21 protein-coding genes, 1 other RNA gene and 2 pseudogenes are annotated in these 18,707 nt (G+C 33.2%); 17 read left to right on the forward strand and 7 right to left on the reverse strand.

What is annotated here, in order from left to right; translation table 11 throughout:
• The 4 genes from QZ620_RS05995 to coaD form a co-directional block, all read left to right on the forward strand.
• Positions 1 to 920: pitrilysin family protein (locus tag QZ620_RS05995; RefSeq protein WP_295180007.1), on the forward strand; the 920-nt coding region annotated here is incomplete at its 5' end.
• Positions 917 to 2,206 (forward strand): pitrilysin family protein, encoded by a 1,290-nt coding sequence (locus QZ620_RS06000; RefSeq protein WP_295180009.1) that lies wholly within the window; start codon positions 917 to 919, stop codon positions 2,204 to 2,206. The genes QZ620_RS05995 and QZ620_RS06000, both read left to right, overlap by 4 nt.
• Entirely contained in the window at positions 2,207 to 2,776 is a 570-nt protein-coding gene (gene rsmD / locus QZ620_RS06005; protein ID WP_295180011.1) for a 16S rRNA (guanine(966)-N(2))-methyltransferase RsmD, read from the forward strand.
• Positions 2,777 to 3,256: a pantetheine-phosphate adenylyltransferase gene (coaD, locus tag QZ620_RS06010; protein ID WP_295180013.1), complete on the forward strand. Its 480-nt coding sequence runs from the start codon at positions 2,777 to 2,779 to the stop codon at positions 3,254 to 3,256. It begins immediately after the preceding gene.
• A 1-nt stretch (position 3,257) separates the two neighbouring features.
• On the opposite strand, the gene mutM is transcribed toward coaD, so the two are convergent.
• On the reverse strand, positions 3,258 to 4,064 hold the full coding sequence (gene mutM, locus QZ620_RS06015) for a bifunctional DNA-formamidopyrimidine glycosylase/DNA-(apurinic or apyrimidinic site) lyase (protein WP_295180015.1): 807 nt from the start codon (positions 4,062 to 4,064) through the stop codon (positions 3,258 to 3,260).
• Between the two features lie 67 nt (positions 4,065 to 4,131).
• Between mutM and QZ620_RS06020 the strand changes: the two genes are divergently transcribed.
• On the forward strand, positions 4,132 to 5,313 hold the full coding sequence (locus QZ620_RS06020) for a fatty acid desaturase (RefSeq protein ID WP_295180017.1): 1,182 nt from the start codon (positions 4,132 to 4,134) through the stop codon (positions 5,311 to 5,313).
• A gap of 4 nt (positions 5,314 to 5,317) precedes the next feature.
• Here QZ620_RS06020 and rpmG read toward each other — a convergent pair whose 3' ends face one another.
• Positions 5,318 to 5,473, reverse strand: a complete 156-nt coding sequence (gene rpmG / locus QZ620_RS06025) for a 50S ribosomal protein L33 (protein ID WP_295180019.1) — start codon at positions 5,471 to 5,473, stop codon at positions 5,318 to 5,320.
• Between the two features lie 4 nt (positions 5,474 to 5,477).
• Positions 5,478 to 5,702 (reverse strand): 50S ribosomal protein L28, encoded by a 225-nt coding sequence (gene rpmB / locus QZ620_RS06030; RefSeq protein WP_295180021.1) that lies wholly within the window; start codon positions 5,700 to 5,702, stop codon positions 5,478 to 5,480.
• Positions 5,703 to 5,781: 79 nt separating this feature from the next.
• Between rpmB and folB the strand changes: the two genes are divergently transcribed.
• On the forward strand, positions 5,782 to 6,141 hold the full coding sequence (gene folB, locus QZ620_RS06035) for a dihydroneopterin aldolase (protein ID WP_295180023.1): 360 nt from the start codon (positions 5,782 to 5,784) through the stop codon (positions 6,139 to 6,141).
• Positions 6,131 to 6,622 (forward strand): 2-amino-4-hydroxy-6-hydroxymethyldihydropteridine diphosphokinase, encoded by a 492-nt coding sequence (folK, locus tag QZ620_RS06040; RefSeq protein ID WP_295180025.1) that lies wholly within the window; start codon positions 6,131 to 6,133, stop codon positions 6,620 to 6,622. The genes folB and folK overlap by 11 nt, the downstream gene beginning before the upstream one ends.
• 13 nt (positions 6,623 to 6,635) lie before the next feature.
• Here the strand turns inward: folK and QZ620_RS06045 are convergent, their stop codons facing one another.
• Complete coding sequence (locus tag QZ620_RS06045) at positions 6,636 to 7,370, reverse strand: pteridine reductase (RefSeq protein ID WP_295180027.1); 735 nt, start codon at positions 7,368 to 7,370, stop codon at positions 6,636 to 6,638.
• A gap of 59 nt (positions 7,371 to 7,429) precedes the next feature.
• Here QZ620_RS06045 and QZ620_RS06050 point away from each other — a divergent pair, with 59 nt between their 5' ends.
• From QZ620_RS06050 to QZ620_RS06060, 4 genes and pseudogenes are all read left to right on the forward strand, one after another.
• On the forward strand, positions 7,430 to 8,557 hold the full coding sequence (locus tag QZ620_RS06050) for an SAM-dependent methyltransferase (protein ID WP_295180029.1): 1,128 nt from the start codon (positions 7,430 to 7,432) through the stop codon (positions 8,555 to 8,557).
• Position 8,558: 1 nt separating this feature from the next.
• Positions 8,559 to 8,753, forward strand: a pseudogene (locus tag QZ620_RS13860) (undecaprenyl-diphosphate phosphatase); the annotation flags it as partial.
• A gap of 48 nt (positions 8,754 to 8,801) precedes the next feature.
• Positions 8,802 to 9,500: an SDR family oxidoreductase gene (locus QZ620_RS06055; protein WP_295180031.1), complete on the forward strand. Its 699-nt coding sequence runs from the start codon at positions 8,802 to 8,804 to the stop codon at positions 9,498 to 9,500.
• Positions 9,500 to 10,804: a deoxyribodipyrimidine photo-lyase gene (locus QZ620_RS06060; RefSeq protein ID WP_295180033.1), complete on the forward strand. Its 1,305-nt coding sequence runs from the start codon at positions 9,500 to 9,502 to the stop codon at positions 10,802 to 10,804. Before QZ620_RS06055 ends, QZ620_RS06060 begins: the two co-directional genes overlap by 1 nt.
• Here the strand turns inward: QZ620_RS06060 and kdsB are convergent.
• Positions 10,794 to 11,546, reverse strand: a complete 753-nt coding sequence (gene kdsB / locus QZ620_RS06065; protein ID WP_295180035.1) for a 3-deoxy-manno-octulosonate cytidylyltransferase — start codon at positions 11,544 to 11,546, stop codon at positions 10,794 to 10,796. The two genes, QZ620_RS06060 and kdsB, sit on opposite strands and share 11 nt — an antisense overlap.
• 27 nt (positions 11,547 to 11,573) lie before the next feature.
• Positions 11,574 to 13,010 carry an ATP-binding domain-containing protein gene (locus QZ620_RS06070; protein ID WP_295180059.1) on the reverse strand — a complete coding sequence of 479 codons (1,437 nt, stop codon included), beginning with the start codon at positions 13,008 to 13,010 and terminating at the stop codon, positions 11,574 to 11,576.
• A 123-nt stretch (positions 13,011 to 13,133) separates the two neighbouring features.
• On the opposite strand from QZ620_RS06070, the gene QZ620_RS06075 reads away from it, so the two are divergent.
• The 5 genes and pseudogenes from QZ620_RS06075 to QZ620_RS06095 all read left to right on the forward strand — a co-directional run.
• Positions 13,134 to 13,796 (forward strand): hypothetical protein, encoded by a 663-nt coding sequence (locus tag QZ620_RS06075; protein ID WP_295180037.1) that lies wholly within the window; start codon positions 13,134 to 13,136, stop codon positions 13,794 to 13,796.
• On the forward strand, positions 13,756 to 14,598 hold the full coding sequence (locus tag QZ620_RS06080; RefSeq protein ID WP_295180039.1) for a DUF3822 family protein: 843 nt from the start codon (positions 13,756 to 13,758) through the stop codon (positions 14,596 to 14,598). The genes QZ620_RS06075 and QZ620_RS06080 overlap by 41 nt, the downstream gene beginning before the upstream one ends.
• Complete coding sequence (locus QZ620_RS06085) at positions 14,595 to 15,128, forward strand: RsmD family RNA methyltransferase (RefSeq protein ID WP_295180041.1); 534 nt, start codon at positions 14,595 to 14,597, stop codon at positions 15,126 to 15,128. The genes QZ620_RS06080 and QZ620_RS06085 overlap by 4 nt, the downstream gene beginning before the upstream one ends.
• A gap of 16 nt (positions 15,129 to 15,144) precedes the next feature.
• On the forward strand, positions 15,145 to 15,525 hold the full coding sequence (locus QZ620_RS06090) for a hypothetical protein (RefSeq protein WP_295180043.1): 381 nt from the start codon (positions 15,145 to 15,147) through the stop codon (positions 15,523 to 15,525).
• A 76-nt stretch (positions 15,526 to 15,601) separates the two neighbouring features.
• Positions 15,602 to 16,318: pseudogene (locus QZ620_RS06095) on the forward strand (glycoside hydrolase family 16 protein); the annotation flags it as partial.
• A 35-nt stretch (positions 16,319 to 16,353) separates the two neighbouring features.
• On the opposite strand, the gene rnpB reads toward QZ620_RS06095, so the two are convergent.
• Positions 16,354 to 16,669, reverse strand: an RNA gene (gene rnpB, locus QZ620_RS06100) — RNase P RNA component class A.
• A gap of 113 nt (positions 16,670 to 16,782) precedes the next feature.
• Here rnpB and QZ620_RS06105 point away from each other — a divergent pair.
• Positions 16,783 to 18,705, forward strand: a complete 1,923-nt coding sequence (locus QZ620_RS06105; protein WP_295180045.1) for a DNA polymerase III subunit gamma/tau — start codon at positions 16,783 to 16,785, stop codon at positions 18,703 to 18,705.
• The last annotated feature ends 2 nt before the right edge of the window (positions 18,706 to 18,707 follow it).

Consider the following 18,707-nt stretch of genomic DNA (forward strand, 5'->3'; position numbering starts at 1 on the left):
TCTCGCAAGAAGAATTTAAAAATGAAATTGAAGTTGTAAAAGAAGAAAGAAGATTAAGGACTGATGATAATCCTACGGCAAAAATTTTTGAAAAAATTAGTAATCAAGCTTTTGGAATGAGGGATTATGGAGTACCTATCATAGGAACAATGAAAGATTTAAACAAGATTAGTATAGCAGACTTGAAAAAATGGTATTTAAATTACTATGCTCCTAATAATGCAGTTTTGATTTTAGCTGGTGATTTTGATAATAATGAAGCTAAAAAACTAATTAAAAAATATTACGGAGGAATTAAAAAAACAAAAGTACAAAATTATTTAGAAAAATCAGATTATAGGATTTCTTTCAATAGCATTAAGGTTGAGGATAAAGTATCTGAGCCCTTAGTCTTGATATCTTTTGAAAATATGAGGTTTAATGAAGAGAATAGAAAAGAAAATTATGTCATTGAACTATTAATGGAACTTATGGATGGAGGGGTTTCATCAAGATTTACAAAAAATTTAGTTGACGATAAAAACATAGCCTTAAACACTTTTATTTCTTACGATACTTATACAAGAAAAAGAAATTTAATTACTATTGGTGGTTCGCCCAATGAAAATATTACCACAGAGCAACTTCGTGAAGCCTTAATTGCTCAGTTTACAGACCTTGTAGAAAAAGGTCTTTATGAAAATGAATTAACAGATGTTAAATCAAGACTTCTGGCAAATAATATATATAAATTTGATTCTATTTTTTATCAAGTAATGCAAATAGGTATGCTTGAAACTAAGAATCTTGATTGGAGTATTCTCGATAAATATATCAATGAAATAAACAGTATTACGGAGCATGATTTAATTAATGCAACTAAAAAATATATACTAAAAAAAGATTATATTTTTTCAATTATAGAACCAAAAAAATTATGAGATTATTGAGTTTAATTATTTTCTTTTCTTTAATTTGTGATTTAGAAGCATTTGCGTTTCCTAAAATACAGCCTATAAAATCTAATAACAATTATTTATTAGTTGAAGAACATGCTTTACCTATAATTGATTTAAGAATTAATTTTAATTATGGAAGTAAAAACGATTTAAATAACAAAGGAATAACTAATCTTGCAATCAATCTTCTAGGAGAACAATTACTTAATGGCGAGAAAATAGTTAATCATTTTGAGAAAATTGGTGCGCAATATAGCTCCACTGTTACAAAAGATACTAGTTATGTAAGCATAAGGTTTATTAACAACCCGTCTAATGTCAACCATATCGCAAATCTCCTTAATTATATGTTTACTAAATATTCAATAACTACCAAAATATTTTCTCATGCAAAAGAACTAGTATTATCATCTATAAAAGCAAGGAATTTAAATCCAACTTCCCTTATATCTATGAGATCCGAAGAGAAATTCTTGGTTGATACTGGGTATGCTCATCCAGTAATGGGTTATAAAGAAACTATTGAACTATTGGATCTAGAAAAAATAATTTTACATATTCAAAAAATTATTAAAAAAAATGATATTAAGATAAGCATAGTTGGTGATATTGATGAAAATAAATCCGCTTTTATGATTTCAAAAATTCTAAACAAAGTTTCTAATAACCCAACTCCAAAAAAGAAAAATAATATTTTAAATTATTATTCAGATTCTAAAATAAATTATATAAACTTTGATAGTGTGCAAACTCATATATCAATTATTATTCCATCAGTAACAAGACTAAATAAAAATTATTTCAATATATTAGTAGCAAATTATATTTTTGGAGGAAGTGGTTTTGGCTCAATGCTAATGAGCGAGATAAGAGAAAAAAAAGGATTAGCATATTCTGTCCATAGTTATCTAATGCCTTATAATGAAATTGGACTAATGAGAATAGGTATGCAGACGCAAAATAAAAATACAGAAAAAGCAATTATTATTTTAAAAGAGCAAATAATGAAACTTAAAAAAGCTAAATTTTCTGATGAACAAATTAATGAAGCTAAAATTGGATTACTCAGAAGTTTTGAATTAAGATTTGATACTAATAAAAAAATACTTCGCACATTATCTGCAATTAATGAACTAGAGATATTTAATAACTATTTTGTAAATTATGAGAATGGTATAAAGAATGTCACAAGCAAATCATTATTATCAGCTATAAACTCAGAAATTAATTTTGATAATATTTTAATTAGCACAGTAGGGAGGAATTAATTGCCTGGTGGAAAAATAAAAATTACCGGAGGTTTGCTTAAATCAAGAATTATTAATTTTAAAAAAACACTTTTATTAAAACCAACTAAATCTTTTGTCAGGGAAACAATATTTAATGTTATAAGCGTTGATAATAACACAAAATGCCTTGACCTTTTTTCTGGTAGCGGGATTCTTTCTGCAGAAGCTATATCTAGAGGTGCTAAAAATTCCACATTAGTAGAAAATAATTTTCAAACCTGTGAGAAAATTATTAAAGAGTTTATTAATTTAAATATTACAAATTACAAATTAATAAATGATGATGTAATAAATTTTTTAAAAAATAATACTAATAATCATTATGATGTTATATTTCTAGACGCACCTTATGACTCTAATATAATTGAGGAGTGTGTTAATCTCCTAGATAATCATAATTATTTTCTAAATAATACATATTTATTTTTAGAACAAAGTAAGAGAAATTATAATAAAAATCTAATAAATATTGTTACTAAATCACATAATTTATTAAAAGATTTGAGTATAGGGGACGTTAGTTATACAATCGCAAGAAAGAGAAATTAAATGACACTTATAGCAGTATATCCAGGAACTTTTGACCCGGTTACAAACGGACATGTAGACCTTGTAAAAAGAGGTTGTAAAATCTTTGATAAAATTATTATTGCTGTTGCTAAAAATCCTCAAAAAAGTACTTTATTTACACTTGATGAAAGAATTAAGTTTGCAGAGAAAGTCTTCTCAAACCAGAAATCAATTGAGGTTTTAAGTCTTGATAGACTATTGGTGGATTTTGCCAAGCATCATTCAGCAACAGTTATATTACGTGGCTTAAGAGCTGTTTCAGATTTTGAATTTGAAATACAGCTAGCAAGTATTAACAGGTCTATGGAGCCATCAATCGAAAGCGTATTTATGAGTCCAGCTGTAGAATTTGGTTTTTTATCATCAAGCATTATAAAAGATATAGCAAGGCATCATGGAAAATTAGATAAATTTGTTCATGTTGAAGTTGAAAAAGGATTACGAGAGAAATTTAAATAAATCAGCTCTGGCATAAAGTGCAGAAAAAAGACGCTCTGCCGTTAATTTTAATATTTTTCACTTTCTCTCCACATTGACAATATTCTTTTCCATAAATCAAAAGTTTTTGTTTAAAATAACCCGGGGTTCCGTCAATATTTTTAAAATCTTTTAAACTTGTTCCGCCACTTTTTATTGCTTTTTTTAAAACCTTTTTAATAGATAAAATTAGCTCATGATGATTTTTTTTTGTGAGTTGATTTGATTTTTTATTGGGATGTATTTTTGATAAATATAATGATTCAGATGCATAGATATTCCCCACACCAGTCAAAATCTTCTGATCCATAATTAAATTCTTTATTGAAACATTTTTTTGTTTAGAAATTTTATATAGATATTTATAATTAAAATCTTTTGATAATGGCTCAACACCCAAATCTTTAGTTAAGAAATGTTTTTTTAAGTCTTTTGCCCAATGTACTGAACCAAACTTCCTTATATCATTATACCTGAGCACATTACCATTTTTAAATACAATATCAAAATGATCATGCTTGCTGGCCTTATTATTATTATTATTCAATAATTTAATTACTCCAGTCATACCTAAATGAATTAGTAATGAGCCATGTATAAAACTTAATATTATATATTTTCCTCTTCTATAAATTTTATCTATATGATTATTTGAGATATTATTATTTATTTTTTTATCAATCTTCCATCTCAAATTTGGATTGAAGATATTAAATTTAAGAATATCTCTCGATTTAATGTTCTCTTTTATAGCTTCGCAAACAGTTTCAACTTCAGGTAATTCAGGCATATTTTCTATAATAATTGGACATATTTTGTATCATATGATTAAATCAATCTTAAATATATAAAAATAAATGACAGAATTATTAATAAATGGACTAGTAGATTTTACTTGGGTGGGATATGTAGCCTACACCTTGGTTGTTACACACATAACTATTGTGGCAATTACACTATATCTTCATAGAGGAGTCTGTCACTCAGCTATAGAAATTAAACCTATATTATCACATTTTTTTAGGTTCTGGCTTTGGCTTACAACCTCTATGAGAACGGCAGATTGGGTTGCTATTCACCGCAAACATCATGCAAAGGTTGAAACTATAGATGACCCACACAGTCCTGCGGTATTTGGCATAAATAATGTTCTTTTTCGTGGTGCCGACTTATATCATGATGAGAAAAATAACAAAGAAACAATTGAGAAATACTCAAAAAACTGTCCTAAAGACTGGGTTGAAAAACAAATATATACCGGTAGGAATAACTACGGAATATTGATACTTTTTATTTCAAATATTTTGTTATTCGGTGTTGTAGGAATAATTATATGGTCTATTCAAATGGCGTGGACTCCAATATTTGCTGCTGGAGGAATCAATGGTGCTGGTCATTATTATGGATATAGAAATTATGATACGAATGATGATTCGACAAACATAATCCCCGCTGCAATTTTTATAGGTGGGGAAGAATTACATAATAATCATCATGCATTTCCTACTGCAGCTAAATTTTCATTAAAACCATGGGAATTTGATATTGGTTGGTTCTACATTAAGTTATTTTCTTTATTTGGACAAATTAAAGTTAAGAGATTAGCCACAAAAACAATTGTAAGCGATCCAAATGATATACTTGACTCCAATGCAGCATATGCTTTATTAAAATCTAAAATTACTGTAATTACTAATTATTCTAAAAGTGTACTTAAACCAATATTAATAACTGAGTGTACAAATGCTGATAGTGACCTTAAAGACCTATTGAAGAAATCTAAAACAACCCTTAGCAAACAACCAAGCAGAATATCAAACCAGGATACTAATACATTACAAGTAATATTTGATAAATGTAATTCTTTGGGTACCGCTTATCATTTAAAAAATAAATTATACGATATACTTCATTCAAGAAATCTAAAGCATGAAAGGTTCATTGAAACTATTAATGAGTGGTGTTTAGAAGCAAAAAGCGCAGGTATTGATTGTTTAGATGATTTTTCTGAGAGTTTGAAAGGGTATACAGTAGTTTAATTATTTATTTGATTTTAACTTCTTTATACATTACATATTTCTTAATAGTTGGGTCAAACTTTTTAATTTCAAATTTATCAGGCATAGTTTTTCTATTCTTTGTAGTAGTATAAAAATGACCAGTGCCTGCAGACGAAACTAATTTGATTTTCTCTCTCATAATATTATGTAATATTGTATTTCTCTAAAGCTTTGTCTAAGCCAAACTTATCTATAATCCTGAGACCTTTTTTAGATAGCTTAAGAGTTATCCATTTATTTTGAACTTCAGACCATAGTCTATGATTATGAAGATTTGGCTCAAAAACCCTGCGAGTTCTATTCTTGGCATGCGATACATTGTTGCCTGACATAACTGCTTTTTTTGTAATTTGACAAATTTTTGACACTTTCTATCTCCAAACTCAATAATGATATCAGAAACATATTGATATACAATATATATATAAAAATATAGCAGGATTTATTATGGATAAAGTTTTTATAAAGGAGTTATGCATTGAGACCGTTATTGGTGTTTATGATTGGGAAAGAAAAATTAAACAAGCTGTTTGTATAGATTTAGAGCTTGGAACACAAATAAGTGCAGCATCAGATTCTGACAATATAGAGGATGCTGTAGATTATAAGGAAGTGGCAAAGACCGTTAAATCATTTATTCAAAAAAGTGAGTTTTTACTGATAGAGGCTCTAGCCGAACAGACCATTAAGTTGATATTTGCTAAATTTAATGTAACGCATGTAAAGGGTAGATTTAGTAAGCCAGGAGCCGTAACTGGTTCAAAAGAAGTTGGCGTAATTATCGAAAGAACAAAAGATGAGGCATAAAGTTTTTATAGGCATTGGTAGTAATCTTAATAAAATAAAAAATATTAAATCTTGTATATCAAAAATAAAGAATGATTATGAGAATATTAAACTTTCGCCAGTTTATGAAACCAGAGCCATGGGGTTTGATGGGCCTAATTTTTATAATCTTGTTTGCTCTTTTAATACAACAGAAGATATCTACAAATTAAAAGAAAAATTAAATAAAATTGAGCTTAATCATGGAAGAAATTTTAATGAGACAAAATATAGTTCACGAACATTGGATATAGATATTTTATATTATAATAATCTCATTTTATCAGATGATAAAATAAAAATACCACGTAAAGAAATTATTGAATATGATTTTGTACTTCAACCTTTGATTGATATTGATGCTGAATTTATTCACCCGGTACTTCTAATACCTAATAATAAAATTGAAGAAAAACATGATATCAAGAAACATATTATTGCCAAAGTAGATATTAATCTATAATAAATAACTTTTATTACATATTTAGTCTTCTTCCACCATCAACATTAATGTTTTGTCCTGTAATATAATCTCCATTAGTTATCAAGAAAAGAATAGCTTTTGCAATATCATCAGGCTCCCCTATTCTCTGCAATGCAATTTTTGAAATAATTTCTTTTTTTCTTTTCTTATTTATACTTTTGGGCCACATAATAGCTCCTGGGGAAATTCCATTAACTCTTACCGTTGGCGCAAGATCTTTTGCTAAAGATTTAGTAAGAGCTAGCAAACCCGCTTTACTAAGATTATAAATAATATGGTTTTTTAACGGTGGATTAACATGTATATCAATTATATTTATAATAGAACCTTTTCTTTTTTTAAGTTCAGGAAAAAATGATTTAGACAAGAATAGAGGTGTTTTAAGATTAGTGTTTATTATATCAGCCCAGTTTTTATCATTAACCATATCAATTTTAGTTGGATAAAATTTTGACGCATTATTAATTAATACATCAATTCTTCCAAATACTTTTAGAGCTTTATTATATAAAGAGTTATATGACTTTGTTGTTGAAAAATTTGCTTGAATAATAGCGCAAGAATTAGACCTATTATTATTTAATGTATATAAGACTTTTTCAGCATCGTTTTTAGACTTATTATAGGTAATTATTATATTAAACCCATATTGATGTAAGTACTTAGCTATAGCTAAACCAATTCTTTTTGCTCCGCCAGTTATTAATACTGTTCTAATCTTTGTCATAGTATTATATTAAGGATAATTAAAAAAATGTACACTATAAAAAAACAGAATACTTTATTATGAATAATCCTATTGATAATCATTTAAATAAAATAATCTCTCAAAAGGGAGATTTATTATTTTCAGATTTTATGGATATTGCGCTATATCATGATCAATATGGTTATTATAATAAGCAAAATTCAATATTTGGAGCCAAGGGAGATTTTATAACTGCACCAATTGCATCATCTTTTTTTGGAGAATCTATATCAAATGAATTTATTAATTTAAGCAGTGAAATAAAAAATGCTTCAATATTAGAATTAGGGGGTGGCGATGCGAGTCTTGCAATTTCACTACTAAAAAGGTTAGAAGAAGAAGATAGCCTACCTGTCACATATATAATTATAGAAACCTCAAAACAATTAAAAACATTACAGAAAAATAATATTAAAAAACTAATACCTAATTTAGCTCATCTAGTTAAGTGGCAAAAAGATTTATCTGAGAAATCCTTTGAGGGTCTAATAATAGCTAATGAATTCTTTGATGCCCTCCCATCTGAAAGGTTTAAATATAGCTCTGAAGGTTTAAAGATGTCATATGTCTCTTCAATAGATCACCAGTTAAGTGAAATTTGGAAAGAGCCTACTGAAGAATTCAAAAATGAGTTTGTTTTAGCTACAGATAATATGGATATAAAATTTTCTGAGAATTATATCAGTGAATTAAATCTACACTATTCAACATGGGTTAACAAAATAAATAAAGCTCTAGAAAGAGGTATATGCATTATTACTGATTATGGTTACAATAATAAAGAATATTTTTTAGAAGATAGAACCGAAGGGACTCTAGTTTGTATTTATAACCATAAGGCTAATTTTGATCCATTATATAAAATAGGAGAACAAGATATATCAACTTTTGTGAATTTTTCTCATCTATCAAAAATATCAGAGAATATTGATATGGATGTTTGCGGATATCTTACGCAATATAATTTTTTAATTAATCTTGGCATATTAAATATATTTGAAAATAAAAAATTTGATGACAAAGAAAAACATATTGAGTTAAACCGACTAAAAAATATATTGCTACCAAACGCAATGGGGGAATTATTTAAAGTTTTGATATTGAAAAAAAATATAAATAGTCAATTATTATCCACTAAAGAATTTAATCATTTACATAAACTATAAGATGGATTTTATACACATATTAATTTTATCGGCTATTCAGGGTATAACTGAATTTCTTCCTATCTCTAGTCAATCACACCTAATAATAACCTCACATATTCTCGGAATGAATGATCAGGGATTAGGTTTTGATATTGCTTTACATGCAGGATCTTTGATAGCTATTTTAATTTATTATAGGGATGAGATTAGAAAAATGCTGTCCGTAACAGATGAAGGCATAAGATATTTTAAATTAATTATTATGAAAAAGAATATAGTTATCATAGGAGGAAGCACTGGAATAGGAAATGAAATTTCAGAAATGCTGAAGGCAGATCATGAGGTTTATGCTCTATCAAGATCCAAAGGAGATCTGGACACAGATCAAGTTAAGCATTTTGAATTTGATGTATTGGAAAATGATATTTCAGAAATAGATCTTCCGGAGCAAATCGACGGATTGGTTTATTGCCCAGGTTCTATAGATCTAAAACCTTTCAAAATGATGAAACCTGAGAGTTTCGAAAAAGAGATGAATCTTAATTTCTTCGGACTTGTACGTGCAGTTCACGGATTATTGCCTAAATTAAATAAATCTGATCAGGCGAGTCTTGTTTTCTTTAGCACAGTAGCGGTAAAAGTTGGAATGCCTTTTCATACCAGTGTTGCAGCAGCAAAAGGTGCAATTGAAGGTTTTGCTAGATCTTTAGCGGCAGAATATGCTCCAAATTTCAGAGTGAATGTTATAGCTCCATCGCTTACAGATACACCACTGGCAGAAAAATTACTTTCCAGTGACGATAAGAAAAAGAAAATGGATCAGCGTCATCCATTAAAAAGAGTTGGTCAGGCAAGAGATATTGCGAACCTTGCCGGATTCTTACTTACTGAAAAAAGTTCATGGATTACCGGGCAGGTATTAGGAGTAGATGGAGGTCTCTCTACATTAAACATTAATTAATGAAAACAGTGAATATTTTCTGGTTCCGAAGGGATCTTAGATTAGATGACAATGCGGGATTAAAGGCAGCATTGCGGGATGACCATCCTGTGCTGCCTATTTTTATTTTTGATTCTGAAATTCTTGATAAGCTTCCCGAGGACGATGCCCGGGTGACTTTTATTTTCGAGAACCTTCAGAAAATGCGTGATGAGCTTCAGGATAAATACGGAAGCTCTATTGCGATGTACCATGGTAAGCCTGAAAAGATATTTCAGGAGCTACTGAAATCTTATGACATAAAGAAGGTTTTCACCAATCGTGATTATGAACCTTATGCCAAGGAGCGTGACAAGGAGATTTTAGAATTACTGGAAAAGAAAGAGATCGAATTCTGTGATTTCAAGGATCAGGTGATCTTTGAAAAAGATGAAGTGGTTAAAGGTGACGGCGATCCCTACAAAGTTTATACTCCTTACAAGAATCTATGGATGGAAGAGTTCAAAAAAAAGGATCTCGATTTTCACTATACGACCAGATTCATGGATAATTTTTACGAAAATAGCAGACTGCCTAATTTAAGCTTAAGTGACATTGGTTTTAAGGAATCAGATTTGAAAGTTCCAGATTACCAAGTTACTCCGGGTTTGATCAAAGATTACGAAGGCAAACGTAATTTTCCAGCTGTGGAAGGAACTTCAAGACTAGGTCCACATTTGCGTTTTGGTACTGTAAGCGTGCGTCAAATGGTTAGGGATGCAAATAAAGAACACAACAAAACCTTTCTCGAGGAATTGGTTTGGAGAGAATTTTTCATGCAAATCCTGTATCACTATCCAGATACCGTGACCGATGCTTTTAAATCTAAGTACGACCGGATAAAGTGGCGTAATAATAAGGATGAATTTGAAAAATGGAAAAATGGAGAAACCGGATATCCTTTAGTTGACGCTGGGATGCGCCAATTGAATAAATCTGGTTTTATGCATAACCGGGTTAGAATGTTAGTAGGCTCCTTTCTTTGTAAACATTTGCTTATTGACTGGCGATGGGGCGAAGCCTATTTTGCTGAAAAGCTTTTAGACTACGAAATGTCATCGAATGTAGGTAACTGGCAGTGGATCGCTGGAAGTGGTGTGGATGCAACACCATACTTCAGGATTTTTAATCCTACCACTCAAATTGACAAATATGATGAGGACCACAAATATATTAAGGAATGGGTCCCGGAATTTGGAACCGATGATTATCCTGAAAAAATGGTAGATCATAAAGAAGCGCGAGAAAGAGCTCTGGACACTTACAAGAAAGCTGTTAGCAATTAGCTAGCAGTTTTCTGGCTTTCTCCAGATCCTCTGGAGTATCGATCCCAATACTTTTTACACTGGTTTCAACCATTTTGATCTTCTTGCCATACTCAAGATAGCGAATGCACTCTATCTTTTCTGAAGCCTCTAATGGCAACATCGGTAAACGATAGAAGTCCATCAAAGCAGATTTTCTAAACGCGTAAATCCCAACATGTTTATAGTAAACGGTATCCACCGAAGTATCCCTTGGATAAGGAATTGGGAATCTTGAGAAGTATAATGCAGACTGATCTCTCCCGGTGATCACCTTTACATTATTAGGATTATTGATTTCTTCCAGCTCTTTAAGTTCAGTTTTTAAACTTGCCAGATCAATTGCTTCTGAACCCGGTTGCTGAAATACTTCCAGTAATTTCGTTAAACTATTGGTGTCAATAAATGGCTCATCTCCCTGCACGTTAACCACAATATCCACATCCATGTTTTCCACAGCTTCAGCGATTCTATCACTCCCGCATTCGTGTTCTTTCTGGCTACGCACAACTTTACCTCCAATTTTGATCACTTCATCATAAATGCGATCATCATCTGTCACCACATAAACTTGGTCGAAAAGCCCGGTACTCTTGGCAGCTTTATAGGTTGTGGCAATCACCGTTTGTCCATTTAGATCCTGCATTAATTTACCCGGAAACCTGGAAGCTTCATATCTCGCTGGGATCATAGCAATAACACGTAATTTAGAAGAATCTTGCATGTAAGAAATTTTATGTAAAAATAGGAATTACTTGCCAGCGAAAAAATCGTCCCCAAATCCAATGAGATATAATTTTTCCTGGGCTCTGGTAATTGCAGTATACAACCATCTTAGGTACTCCTTCCCTACTCCGTTTGGCAAATAAGGTTGCTCGATAAAAACATTTTTCCACTGGCCACCCTGGGACTTATGACAGGTGATCGCATAAGAAAATTTAATCTGGAGAGCGTTGAAGTATTTGTTATTCTTTACATTCATGAACTGTTTGTATTTGGACCTTTCATGCGCGTAATCTTTTTTTACTTCTTCGTAAAGTCGGTTTGATTCTTCGTAAGTAAGCGAAGGTGTATTTGTAGTTAGAGTATCCAGCATAATCACCGTTTCAAAAGGACTCATTTTAGGATAATCCACCATTTGCACCTGCACTTCAGCAAATCTGAATCCGTACAATTCTTTAAATCCGAAGATCTCCAGCACTTTTACAATATCACCATTGGCAATAAATCCGGCCTCACTAGTTGGTTTGATCCAGAAATAATTATTCTTAACTACCATCAAATAATCGCCAGGAGAAAGTTCATCTTCCTGAAACAGAATTCGAGATCTTATTTGTTGATTGTACATATTCGCCCGTTTGTTGGACCGTACAATAATACTAGTATCTTCATGTCCATTCTCACCATAGGAATCCTGAATAGCATCCATGATCTCATATCCATCTGTTAATCGAATCACATCAGCATTTGTAGAAAGCTCGAATTGAAAGCTTTCATAGAATTCCTCCTGCAGGCTTTCCCGGATAAGAGTTGCATTATGTAAAATATCACTGCCTTCACTTTGCCTTACTACTTCATCAAGTTCAATAAAAGAAACCTTCTTATTATAGTTAAGTCCCAATTTCTCTTCTTCAAGTGCCGGACTAAGATCCATTTTTACAGGTGGTAACTGCGCAGTATCTCCAATTAAAATCAGTTGACAGTTGTGTCCTGCATAGACATACTCGATTAAATCATCCAGTAGAGATCCATTTTCGAAAAGTTTGGAGTTTCCACCATCATCTGAGATCATGGATGCTTCATCCACTATAAACAGGCTGTTCTTGTGTTTGTTAGGCTGTAAAGTGAATTGAACACCGCCATTTCCCGATTTCTTCGGAAAATAGATCTTCTTATGAATGGTAAATGCTTCTTTTTTAGAGTAATTGGAGATCACTTTGGCGGCTCTTCCCGTTGGTGCCAGTAGAATTCCGGACTTTCGTATCTTCCATAAGTTCTTAGTAAGTGTACTTATGATGGTAGTTTTACCCGTACCAGCGAAACCCTTCAGTAAAAACAACTTATCTCGCCCTCCTTCCACCACAAACTTAGAGAGCATCTGTAATGCTATATCCTGTTTTGTGGTTGGTTGAAATTCAAGGTCCTGAATAAGTAATTTGAAGAAGGAATCCGGCGTGGGTATATCCATAGAAAGTGCGTAAAAACTCAAAGATACTAATGGATTTTTATGACAGAAACTTTTACGAATAAAAAAAAGTTGTAGATTTGCGTGTAACCCATTAACCTTTAAACTAAACTAAATTTTAAAAGCATGAGATTTGTAATTCAGATACTTCTTTGGTTGGTTATTATCTTCCTGGCATATCTTACTTTCAACGCGGTTTACGAACCACTACAATTTAATAAGATTAAGGAAAAAAGATATACCAAAGTAATTAAAAATCTTAAGGATATCAGAGCTGCTGAGCTTGCACATCAGGAAGTAACTGGAAAGTTCACTGGTGACTGGGATAGCCTGGTTCGTTTCCTTGACACTGCTGAATTTGCGATCACGCAAAGACGTGATACTGTAATGCTAGACGAAGAGTACGCTAAAACATATGGTGTAGATAAGAACATTGAGAAAGTGATCATCGATACTTTAGGTTTCGTACCAGTAAGTGATTCATTGTTTAAAGGTAACAAAGAGCGGTATCAAACTATGATGAATGTTCCTGTAGAAGGGGTGAACGAAAAGTTCGAAATTAGAGCAGGTACGATTCAAAAAGGTGATAATAAAATTCCGGTATTCGAGGCTAGAATTCCTAAAGCGGTAGTACTATCAGATCAGGATAGAACTCTAATTCTTCAGGAAAATGAAGTACAGTCTGTAGATGATGTAAACGGGAGATACATTAGCGTTGGTAGTATGACAGAAGTTAGTACCAGTGGTAATGGGTTTGACAGATATGGTGGAGATAGCGACAACGACTAGTAATTTCAAAGCAAGTAAAAAGATGTCCATTCAGGTTAGCCTGGATGGACTTTCTTTTTGTATTCTGGATAAAGAGCGCCAGGAAATCGAATATTTGAAAAGTTTCGACTTCGAGAAACAACTTGATCCTATAAAAGTACTTTCCAGGATAGAACTTATTATTGAAGAAGAGTCCATTCTACAGCAACCGGTTCAGGAAGCAAGTTTATTTTTTACCAATAAACTTTTCACGCTGGTTCCTTCAGATTTATTTGATGAAGAACAGGCAGTAAGTTTCCTGAAGTTTAATACTAAAATCCTCAAAACCGACTTTATTGCTCATGATGAGATCAATAATGAACTGGTTAATGTCTATATCCCATACGCCAATATCATCAATTATTTTTTCGATATGTTCGGTGAATTTGAATACCGGCATAGCCTGAGTATTCTTATTGATAGCCTACTGAAAATAAAATCTTCGGAAAAGCCCAAGGTTTATTTACATACTCATTTGCATCATTACGAATTGGTAGTGATCCAAAATTCAAGGTTGATCTTCGCTAATAGTTTCGAATTTGATACTAAAGAAGATTTTATTTACTACCTGCTATTCACTCTGGAACAACTTGAACTAGAACCTCAAGAGGTGGAATTGATCTTGCTGGGTGATATCAAAAAGAATTCAGAAGAATATAATATAGCTTACAGATACATCACAAATATTTCCTTTTTAGACGTATTCCATACTTTCAGTTTTTCCGAAGAAGCGAAGCCGAAGTATCCCCTGGCCGATTATTTAACTATTAAAAGTCTATCATGAGAATTATATCAGGAAAGCATAAAGGGAGGCGGATTACCGCTCCCGCCAAACTGCCAGTGAGACCTACAACAGATATGGCTAAAGAAGCGCTGTTTAATATTCTGAATAACCAGTATCACCTATCAGAACTTAAAGTACTTGATCTATTTTCAGGAACAGGGAATTTAGCATTTGAATTCGGTTCCCGCGGCGCTAAGGATATAACTGCTGTAGATGCTCATTTTGACTGCGTTAAATTTATAAAGAAAACTTCTGAGGAACTGGAGCTTCCAATAATGGCCATTAAAAGTGATGTTTATAAATATCTTGAAAAAGGAGCCATGAAATCTGATCTAATATTTGCAGACCCTCCCTACGATTTTACGACCGATCAATTTGGAAAGATAGCCGAAATCATCTTTGATCGTGACCTACTAAACGAGGATGGTGCCTTGATTATTGAACACTCCAAACACACCGATCTAAGTCAGTTTTCCCATTATAGTCATCAAAGAAAATACGGAAGCAGCGTTTTTAGTTTCTTCGAATAATTATTACCTTCATACTATGACACACCAGGTAAGAATACTTAGCCTCACGTATGCCGATCTTGAACTACATGAGCAATATGTGATTTCGACGATCAAAGAAGATCAGGTTCTGGATAAGGAACAGATCGAAGAAATGAGGGAGATCTTCTATGATCATTTTGGAGATAGAAAATGGGTATATGTTAGCAATAGGAAGAACAAGTATAACGTTAACCCAGTTATATATATTGATCTAATACAGAGAAAATCTCTAATTGGGATCGCAATTGTCCTACGTGAAAGTGATGGTGCTCTTACTGCAAATTTTGAAAAACAATTCGCAACAATTCCTTTCGAGATGTTTGATAACAAATCTGAAGCTCTTGCCTGGGCCAATGGAATTCTGTCCCAAAATTAGAAGTATTAGAGGGTTACATTTAACCGCTACGTTTACTATTCTACTTTTTACAAGCGCTATGATGAATGCTCAGAAAATGCAACTGGTATGGCAGGACGAATTCGATCATTCAGGTAAACCAGATCCTAAAAAATGGAGTTATGAAACCGGATTCATTAGAAATCTCGAAGCCCAGTATTACACTTCAAGGAAGAAAAACGTACGTGTTAGAAATGGCAAGTTGATCATAACGGCCAGAAATGAGTATTATCAAAACCCAGATTACGATCCTGAGATAAAAGATTATCGAATGAACACACCGGAAACTAATTACACTTCTGGTAGTATTCACACCTCAGGAAAGTTTGATTTCAAATATGGCCGAATAGATGTTCGCGCTAGTTTACCAAAGGCAGCCGGATCCTGGCCAGCTATATGGATGTTAGGTTCAAACTTCGAAGACGTAGTGTACCCGGAAGCTGGTGAGATCGATATTATGGAACACGTTGGGAAAAACCAGGGAGAAATTCATGGAAGTGTTCATTATGCGAATGAGGAAAATGAGATCGTTTCAAAAACTGACACCACTTTTGTTCCTAACGCTTCAGAAGAATTCCATGTGTATTCAGTAGACTGGAATAGAGATCGCATAGAATTTCTGGTAGATAATATGGTTTACCATACGTTTGAAATTTCAGATGCCGGAAGCAGGAACAATCCGTTTAGGAAACCATTCTTTATATTGATAAATTTAGCACTTGGAGGAAAATGGGCTGGTGAGATCGATGATTCAAAGTTTCCGCAGAAATTCCTGATCGATTACGTACGGGTGTACCAACAAATTGAGAATAAAAAAGCAGGCCTGTAAGCCGGATTCTGTCATCCGATAAAAAAATCGGATTCCTTATCATTTATCTAAAATTAGAGTTACCACTAATCTTGAGCTGCCTACCCTCCGGCAACGGACGGGCGATCCTTAAATGCCGGTTTACATGGCATTGCACCGCATAGAGTTTACCTGGTTTCACTACAGCATAACCTGTACATTCTTTCTGTTGCACTGGTCCTGATCTCACGATCGGTGGGCGTTACCCACTATACTGCCCTGTGGTGTCCGGACTTTCCTCTCCGAGGTATATGTCGAAGCGATAAGGCGGCCTGCTTCCGGCAAATGTAAGTCAAATTATGTTCATTTCTCAAGTCATTTGTTCATAAAAAACACCACGGTCCACTACGATTAGAAATGGGATTTTTATATTTGTAGTTCAATAGATTTTGATGGAACATTTTGTAGTATCAGCACGTAAATACAGGCCTCAAACATTTAAAGATGTTGTTGGACAGCAAGCGATCACCAATACGCTCGCGAACGCTATCCATAACAATCATCTCGCCCAGGCTCTATTATTTACTGGACCACGAGGTGTAGGTAAAACTACCTGTGCGCGTATCCTTGCAAAAATGATCAATCATGATGGCACCCAGGCTCCAGACGAAGATTTTGCTTTTAATATTTTTGAACTGGATGCGGCTTCGAACAACTCGGTAGATGATATTCGAAATCTAATTGACCAGGTTCGTATCCCGCCGCAGGTTGGCAAATATAAGGTCTATATTATAGATGAGGTGCATATGCTATCTGCCTCTGCATTCAATGCATTTTTAAAGACTTTAGAAGAACCGCCAAAACACGCTATTTTTATACTGGCCACGACTGAAAAGCACAAGATAATTCCAACGATCCTGTCTCGTTGCCAGATTTTTGATTTTAAGAGAATTACTGTTACAGATGCGAAGAACTATCTTGGTTATATCGCTGAACAGGAAGGTGTTAAAGCAGAAGATGACGCCTTGCATATTATCGCTCAAAAAGCTGATGGTGCCATGCGTGATGCATTGTCCATCTATGATCGTGTGGTTAGTTTCAGCGGAAATGAGCTTACCAGACAGGCAGTTACAGAAAACCTGAATGTATTGGATTATGACACCTATATGCAGGTCACCGATATGATTCTCGCCAATGATATTCCTCAATTGCTTCTGAAATTCAATGACATCCTATCTACAGGGTTTGATGGACATCATTTTATTGCAGGATTGGCATCTCACTTTAGAGATCTACTGGTTTGCAAAGATCAAAAAACCATTCAATTACTAGAAGTCGGAGAACAGACGAAATCCCGTTATTTTGAACAGTCTCAACAAACTTCGCATCAATTTTTGATGGAAGCAATCGAACTGGCAAATTCCTGCGATTTGAAATATAAAATGAGTCAGAATCAAAGATTGCTGGTTGAACTTTGCTTAATGCAACTGGCATCGATCACTTTCGATACTCAAAAAAAAAAGTCTGATCGCAACATAGTCCCTCCGGAACATTTCGCTCAGCATTCAGTTCAGATATCGAACGAGAAAAAGGAATTACTCAGGGAAAATGAGCATGACAGCTCTAATCCTGCTGAAGAAATTAGCCTTCCAGATCCTAAAAAAGCACCAGAATCATGTGCTAAACCAGAAGAGGCATCCTATTATTCGAACGAGAGTCCTTCAGATTCTACGGAAACTTCAGCTGATACTAAGATTTATACTCCTGAAACCAGATCTGAAGCAGTTGCAAATCAAGATTCTTTAAACCTTCCGAAGCAAACATCGAACGCTACTGAAAAAACTGAAGTACAGGAGGTTAGGGAAGTTATTGAAGAGGAACCTGTTAGAACAAAAAAGATTCTTCCGAAGATCAACCGGGAAAAAGTCTCTGGCCTATCTTTAAAAAGTATTGGCAAGAAAAAGGAACTGGCGGAAAAACAAAAAGCGATGTTACCTGTTGAAGAGGTAATGGATGATGAGTTTTCCGAAGAAGATATGGTACGGGAATGGAAAAATTATTCAGAAAAACTGAAGAATAAAGGTGAAAAGATTCTCGCTTCTATTTTCGAATCGCAAACACCCAGCCTTGAAAACAGAGATATTCATCTCACCTTTCCTAATGAAACGATGAAGATCGATCTTGAAAGGGAAGAAAACAGACTGATGAATTTTCTTAAAGCCAGACTTAGAAATACGCATATCCGGCTGATCATTCATGTAGACGAAGCTGTTTCCAAAAAATACGCCTTTACTCCGCAGGAAAAATACGAAAAACTGAAAGAGGCCAATCCTCTACTCGACAAATTGCGAGCAACTTTTGATTTAGATGTATAAAT

It is taken from the genome of uncultured Christiangramia sp. (genome assembly GCF_913046405.1).
Taxonomy (GTDB): Bacteria; Bacteroidota; Bacteroidia; order Flavobacteriales; family Flavobacteriaceae; genus Christiangramia; species Christiangramia marina.